Annotated in this window: 5 protein-coding genes and 2 pseudogenes; 5 read left to right on the forward strand and 2 right to left on the reverse strand. The window is 44.2% G+C overall.

Annotation, left to right across the window (positions count from 1 at the left end):
• The first annotated feature begins 481 nt into the window (after nt 1–481).
• From P5674_RS22395 to cynS, 5 genes are all read left to right on the forward strand, one after another.
• Nucleotides 482–2086: a CmpA/NrtA family ABC transporter substrate-binding protein gene (locus tag P5674_RS22395; protein WP_014275517.1), complete on the forward strand. Its 1605-nt coding sequence runs from the start codon at nt 482–484 to the stop codon at nt 2084–2086.
• A 144-nt stretch (nt 2087–2230) separates the two neighbouring features.
• Nucleotides 2231–3046 carry a nitrate ABC transporter permease gene (gene ntrB / locus P5674_RS22400; protein ID WP_006616529.1) on the forward strand — a complete coding sequence of 272 codons (816 nt, stop codon included), beginning with the start codon at nt 2231–2233 and terminating at the stop codon, nt 3044–3046.
• Nucleotides 3046–3915, forward strand: a complete 870-nt coding sequence (locus tag P5674_RS22405) for an ABC transporter ATP-binding protein (protein ID WP_006616530.1) — start codon at nt 3046–3048, stop codon at nt 3913–3915. Before ntrB ends, P5674_RS22405 begins: the two co-directional genes overlap by 1 nt.
• Nucleotides 3916–3925: 10 nt before the next feature.
• Entirely contained in the window at nt 3926–4357 is a 432-nt protein-coding gene (locus P5674_RS22410; RefSeq protein ID WP_006620528.1) for a nuclear transport factor 2 family protein, read from the forward strand.
• A 330-nt stretch (nt 4358–4687) separates the two neighbouring features.
• Entirely contained in the window at nt 4688–5128 is a 441-nt protein-coding gene (gene cynS / locus P5674_RS22415) for a cyanase (protein WP_006616532.1), read from the forward strand.
• 78 nt (nt 5129–5206) lie between these two features.
• On the opposite strand, the pseudogene P5674_RS22420 reads toward cynS, so the two are convergent.
• Nucleotides 5207–6269 (reverse strand): annotated as a pseudogene (locus P5674_RS22420) (ISKra4 family transposase).
• Between the two features lie 213 nt (nt 6270–6482).
• Nucleotides 6483–6689: pseudogene (locus P5674_RS22425) on the reverse strand (IS1 family transposase); the annotation flags it as partial.
• Nucleotides 6690–6953: the final 264 nt, after the last annotated feature.

Here is a 6953-nt window from a genome sequence, read left to right on the forward strand (position 1 = left end):
TCAGGGTACGAGTCCCTTATATTTCACCAAGGGGTGAAAGTCCCACTCGGAGGTTGTTTCAGGCATTGCCGCCTTATTTGACTCCTAAACGTCTCGCACCAAGAAGTTGCACTTTATGGAAACAGAATTGCCGCGGTTATCCTAAATAAGGGGATTGCCTAACCTGTTATCCGCAAAAAAAAAGCGAGCGAGCTAACAAACGCCCGCCCGCAAGCCACTACATCGCCCAAACAGAGAGCGGCAAGCCCCGCCCGAACTGCCCAGCCGGCAACGAGCCAACAAACACTGGACAACTAACAACAAACCAGCACCCGCACCGCCTAACAGCCAACGCACCAGCGCCAATTTTATATTGGTTAAATAAAATGGTTGAGCGCAAAAAAGGGAAAAAACTTCAGGTAAAAGTATCTATTGATACAGTTCATGTCGGAGAAAAACAGTTTAATGCACATGGTCAGTTTATCTACTCACATGTATAATCATGAAATTCGCAAAGACGGTCTTATCTCAGCGAGATGAATGGAAAGGAGTAGAAAACCTTTGTATTAAATGTGGTAAATTTCATCCAAGTCAATCTCATTGGGAATTCATGGAAACCATGCCCAGTGATCCTTTGCACATGATCAATGACTTGACCAAGATGGGAGTATATAAACCCCAAACATTTGATATTGCCGATGCTCTGAGTACCGCCGAACTAAGAAAAGAGTTATTTTTGAAAATGGCGGGTAAAGGTAATCCCAAGCGTGAAAAATTGGTCTTGGAATTAGCAAAACAAGCGGGAGGTTTGGATAATGCCTTTTCTGCCGCCTTTGGAGCAAAATCTGGGCAGTTTTTTGGGGATGCCATCCGTAATGGGGAAGTAAGTCGCCGTAAGTTTTTACAAAATATTGCCATCGGTGCAGCCCTTGTTACCCTGGTAAATGCTTGTGGGGATACGGTAATTGAGCCTGATGATCCTCCCCCAGATGTATCGGATTTGGAAAAAACAGATTTACGAGTAGGCTTTATTCCCATTACCTGTGCAACTCCCATTATTATGTCTCAGCCTTTGGGCTTTTATCAAAAACATGGTCTAAATACTCAGAACGTCAGAATGCCAAGCTGGGGAGCGATAAGAGATTCCGCCATTGCGGGGGAATTGGATGCTTATCATATGTTAGCCCCCATGCCCATCGCCATGACTTTAGGATTAGGCTCGGCTACCTTTGGAGTGAAACTGGCTAGTATTGAAAATATTAATGGTCAAGCCATTACCATCGCCGACAAGCATCGGGGTAATGTCAATAAGCCAGAAGATTTTAGAGGCTTTGTTTTGGGTGTACCTTTCCCTTATTCAATGCACAATTTACTGCTCAGATATTATCTCGCCACTGGTGGTATTAATCCCGATACTGATGTTACCATTCGCTCTGTACCTCCCCCAGATAGTATTGCCCAGCTAATTGCTGGAGATATTGATGGTTTCTTGATGCCTGATCCTTTTAACCAAAGAGCCGTTTTTGAAGGGGCAGGGTTTATTTATAAACTTACCAAAGATCTTTGGGATGGTCATCCCTGTTGTGCTTTTGCAGCCAGTGATACTTGGATAAACGATAATCCTAATACTTTCCGAGCTTTGAATAAAGCAATTATTCAGGCAACGGATTACGCTAGTGAGTCAGGAAATAGGGAGGAAATTGCCGAGGCTATTTCTGGTAGATCTTTCCTTAATCAACCTGTGGAGGTGGTTAAAGCCGTATTAACGGGTAATTTTGAAGATGGTTTGGGTAATAGTTTTAATGTACCCGATCGCATCGATTTTGACCCCTATCCTTGGCAGAGTTTTGCTAACTGGATTACGTCTCAGTTAGTCCGTTGGGATATTTCAGGAAATGGTAGGGCAGCCCAATTGATCGCTGATGGTAGTTATGACGAAATCGGGCAGGATGTGTTTTTAACGGATTTAGCGAGGGAATTGGCTCAGGAATTAGGACAAACTCCCCCTGATGATATTTATCGCACGGAAACCCTGGCTTTGGATGAATTTAACCCTCAAGATCCAGAAGGCTATATACAGGCTCAAATTGATGAGTTTGGCTTCTAGGAGTTTATCCTCCCTAGCCCCTTAATAAGGGGGTAATGAATAGTTACTTATCAATTCCACAATTTTTTGTGGATAGGGGGGTAAAACTAATGCAGAGTTTGCCTTGTTGTTTTGGCAAGAAAGAGAACACTAATTGCAGTAAAGATGAATATTACTCAAGACAATAAATTTAAACAATTCTTAGAAAATGAAAACATAAAAGCGCTGGGGATATTCCTTATTTCCCTCGGCATTTTTCTCTCATCGTGGGAAATAGGGGCAAATCTGGAACTATTTTCCCAAGGAGTACCTACCGCTTCTGTGACTATTAAGGAGTTGTGGTGGTGGTTGACTAATCCTTTTTTCAATAATGGCCCTAATGATATGGGTATTGGTTGGAATTTATTGATTAGTTTGCGACGGGTGGCAATCGGTTATATTATGGCTTCGGTGATTGCCGTACCCTTGGGCATTTTAATCGGTATTTCTAAAATTGCTGCGAAAGCGTTTAACCCCTATGTACAGTTACTCAAACCAGTTTCTCCTTTGGCTTGGTTGCCTTTGGGTTTATATTTATTCCGAGATTCCGAAAAAACAGGTATTTTTATTATCTTAATCAGTAGTATTTGGCCTACCCTTGTCAATACAGCTTTTGGGGTTAGTAATGTTAACTCCGATTATCTTGATGTGGCGAGAACTTTGGGTGCTTCCCGTTGGCGCACTATTTTTAAGGTAATTATTCCGGCGGCACTACCTAATATTATTTCGGGATTAAGAATCAGTATGGGTATTTCTTGGTTGGTAATCGTGGCGGCAGAAATGCTTTTGGGCACAGGGTTAGGTTACTTCATCTGGAATGAATGGAATAACCTATATTTACCTAATATTATCGTTGCCATTATCATCATCGGTTTGGTGGGTTTAATACTTGACCAAATTTTTATCTTCCTTGAAAATCTTGTTTCTTTCGGTAAAAAATAATGACTGTATCTAATCAACCAGAATATTTAACTTATCTTGAAGCCCCAGATACTGTTCAGGTATGTTTAAGGGGAGTATCAAAGGTATTTTCTACTAAGCATGGCTTATTTGGCAGTAAGAAAAAAACTTTTGTCGCCCTTGAAAATATCAATCTCAATATTGAATACAATAATTTTGTCAGTATCATTGGCCCTTCGGGTTGTGGTAAATCTACTTTATTGAGTATTATCGCTGGTTTAACCTCGGCAACTACAGGCTCGGTAATGATGAACAAAGAACCCATCACAGGGCCTGGGCCTGATCGTGGTATGGTGTTCCAAAATTATGCCCTCATGCCTTGGATGACGGTGGAGGAAAATATCCGCTTTGCCCTGGAGACGGTTTACCCGAAAATGTCTCCTACCAATTTAAAAAGAATTGTAAAAGAGCATTTACAAATGGTGAACCTGGAAGGGGCGGCAAAAAAACATCCCCATGAGTTATCAGGGGGTATGAGGCAAAGGGTAGGGATAGCCAGAGCTTTGGCTATTAATCCTGATATTTTGCTGATGGATGAGCCTTTTGGGGCGCTAGATGCTCTAACTCGTGGTTTTTTGCAGGAAGAAATCGAGCGAATTTGGGAAGAACATCGCAAAACTGTAATCATGATTACTCACAGTATTGATGAGGCTTTGTTACTGTCTGATAAGATTATTATGATGACCAAAGGTCCTGCGGCCGGTATTGCTCAGGTGTTGGATGTGCCTTTTCCTCGTCCTCGCAATCGTCTTGAGGTGGAAGAACATCCCGCCTATCATGATTTGAAGGTGGCGATGGAGGAACATTTATACCGAGAAACTCGCGCCGTGGAAGAAGCGAGGGTGGCTTAGGAAGGTGATTATGGTAACTGAATCTAAACCCCCTTTTCCTCCTTTTACCCTAGAGACGGCGACTCAAAAGGTCAAGATGGCTGAGGATGCTTGGAATATCAGAGATCCTGAAAAGGTTGTTTTAGCTTATACGGTTGATTCTCAATGGCGCAATCGTGATGAGTTTTTGTCTGGTAGGAAGGAGATTAAGGCTTTTTTGTATCGTAAATGGGCAACGGAGTTGGATTATCGTTTGCGTAAGGAGCTATGGGCTTTTACGGGTGATCGCATTGCGGTGCGGTTTGAGTATGAGTGGCATGATTCATCTAACCAGTGGTATCGTGCCTATGGTAATGAGATGTGGGAATTTGCGGAAAATGGTTTGATGCAATATCGATTTGCGAGTATCAATGATCTGGCTATTGCTGAATCGGATCGTAAGTTCCTTTGGGAAAGGGATTAGATCCTTGTCTGTTCCCCGCAAATTTGGGGCTAGATCCCCCCCAACCCTCTTAATAAGGGGGGAGTCTCAACAAAACAATTAATTTATTTATGGTAGTCCTTTTGAATTGTAAGATCAGATCTCCCCTTACCTCCCTTAACAAGGGGGCAATGAAGGCTAATGGTTTACAAGTTTGGATAATCAGTTATATCAAAAGTCGGGGTTTTTGCCCCCTAAATCTCCTAATTCTGGGGGTTTCCACTATTGCTATTTATCTGGACTAAATATTACAAGTTATTTAGGACTACCATGTTTACCAATCAAAAAATCAACAAATAAGGAGAATTTTAAATGACTGCACCTATTACTGAAAAATTATTGGCTGCTAAGAAAGCAAGATGTGTTAGTTTTACTGAGTTGGAGCAACTTTTAGGACGGGATGAGGTTTGGATTGCGTCAGTGATTTATCGTCAGGCGAGTGCGGATGAGGCTGAAGCCAAAAAGTTGGTGGAGGCTTTGGGTTTACCTGCGGAGTTGGCGGATGAGTTGACTGTGCCTCCTCTCAAGGGTTCTTTAGATCCTGTTATTCCTTCTGATCCTCTGATTTATCGTTTTTATGAAATCATGCAGGTGTATGGGATGCCTATAAAAGAGGTAATCCATGAAAAGTTTGGGGATGGTATCATGAGTGCGATCGATTTTACCCTCGATGTGGAAAAGGTTGAAGATCCTAAGGGCGATCGTGTCCAGGTGATTATGTGTGGTAAGTTCTTACCTTATAAGAAGTGGTAGCACTAATTAAATAGATGGGTGCATCTCAATTAGGAGATGAGTATAATTACTCAGGGAAAAAATCTACTCTTACCCTGATTAAGCAGCTAACGCGCCATTTAGGTAGGCACAGCGATGCCTCAACACCTTCGGCACATTCTCCCTTCGCCATTGTGCCCCCGGCAACTTCACCCTCATCCCAATTTGTTTCACCAACGACTCCACCCGACCCCAACCAATCGATTGCCCCGCTTCCTGCCCAGCCTGGTAGTCTATAATCCTAGTCTGGTGATGCTTTAAGTAATTGATAAACCCCGTCGCTCCCCGACATGGCTCTGGGCGTAGATACTCAATTGCCTTCTGGGTCTCTCCTCGCCATAGCAGTGCTCGCATCTGCGACTGTTGAGCCGGTGTTCCTTGCACCTTGTTGGCATTTTCCATTATTAGATACCAATCGAGCACTTCCATCCGTTGCTGTGATGTCCCCATCTCACTGACAATGTTCCACACCCCCTCATGACCATCTCCAAGACAGGTAAACTGCTCCCCTAGGGGTTGGGCATTCACCCCACTCCAGTAGTCCTTGATTATCTTTAAAGAACGCTACACCCCCTTGCTCATGAACATTTAACCCTTTGTATTCTCTCCACTCACAGGGTTGACTCTCCTCAGTGGGCAGGCGAACCATTCCTCCATCTAGGCTCAGTTCCGTGTGGGGGGTCAGTTATCTCCACCTCACACCAGTCCTCTCGCTGTACAAGGCGTTGGAGCGTACTGTGGGAGATGCTCATCCCGGTCAGTATCGTGATATCCTCTTCGGCTCGTTGGTAAGCGTTATTAGCACTAACGAGCAAGCAACACTTCTCAAAGTATGGACTCCAACGAGTCCCTGGCTTCACTTGCAGTTGTTGACCTTGAGCGGTAGTGAGGGTGAGTTTACCGAGGATACTGGTCAGGGTGAGTTGTTTTCCACTGTGGCGGTCTGTTGCCTGGTCGATAAAAAAACTCCTAGTTGAGGCAAGACGTGTTCTTGAGTAAGAGCACGAACACTCTTCTCAATGGCTTCAAGGGCGGTGAGTTCAGCAGGGTTAGCTTCGCTGTAGAGAATGGCCGCAATCGCGTCAAGGTGTTGCTGGAGTTGAGCTGGTTTCTGAGAATCCATGAGTAGAGGGAGGGTGAGTGGTGCTTCGCTCATTATGTAGGGCTGTGGGTGAAGGTTGCACTAAGTACAATTACTCATTTTTTAACTGAGATGCACCCAACGTGAGACTATTTGAGTAGGGGTCGAGAGAGATGTCGCCATCTCCCCCTCCCATACAAAACCGTGCTTGCGAGTTTCCCAGCACACGGCTCCTAATTTGACGGTACTGGTCACTTAAGGTGGCAAGTCTCGAAAGCTCCTCAGAGAAAGCATTGGGCCAACACTCACCGCTCGTGAGGCGAAACCGAGCGCCATGGCAGGAGTCTCCCAACTCGACCATCGCGGTCTAACCCAATTATGGATTAAACGCTGTACCGAGAGTGCTCGATCGAGTCCTGATGGCGTTTTGGCGTAGAGATTTTGTCGGCGCCGAAAGGCACTATAGCATTAGTCAAGGTGGTTAGGACGCAGTTTGATTCTCTCCATGATGCCATGGATTCTGTTCTCAAGGCTGCGTCCTAACCGTATTGACTAGTGCTATAGAAGATAAAAAGCAATCACCCCATCTCCCAATCAACAGAGATGATATTGATCATGATGGTTGGCGTAAGCCCTAACACCTAACAGCCTAACAGCTAACCACATACCCCAATAACTTAATGACCCCCTATGGTTTCTGACTGTAGGGGGTGTCTATGTATTTTT

This window comes from Limnospira sp. PMC 289.06, from assembly GCF_032350395.1.
GTDB lineage: Bacteria > Cyanobacteriota > Cyanobacteriia > Cyanobacteriales > Microcoleaceae > Limnospira > Limnospira platensis.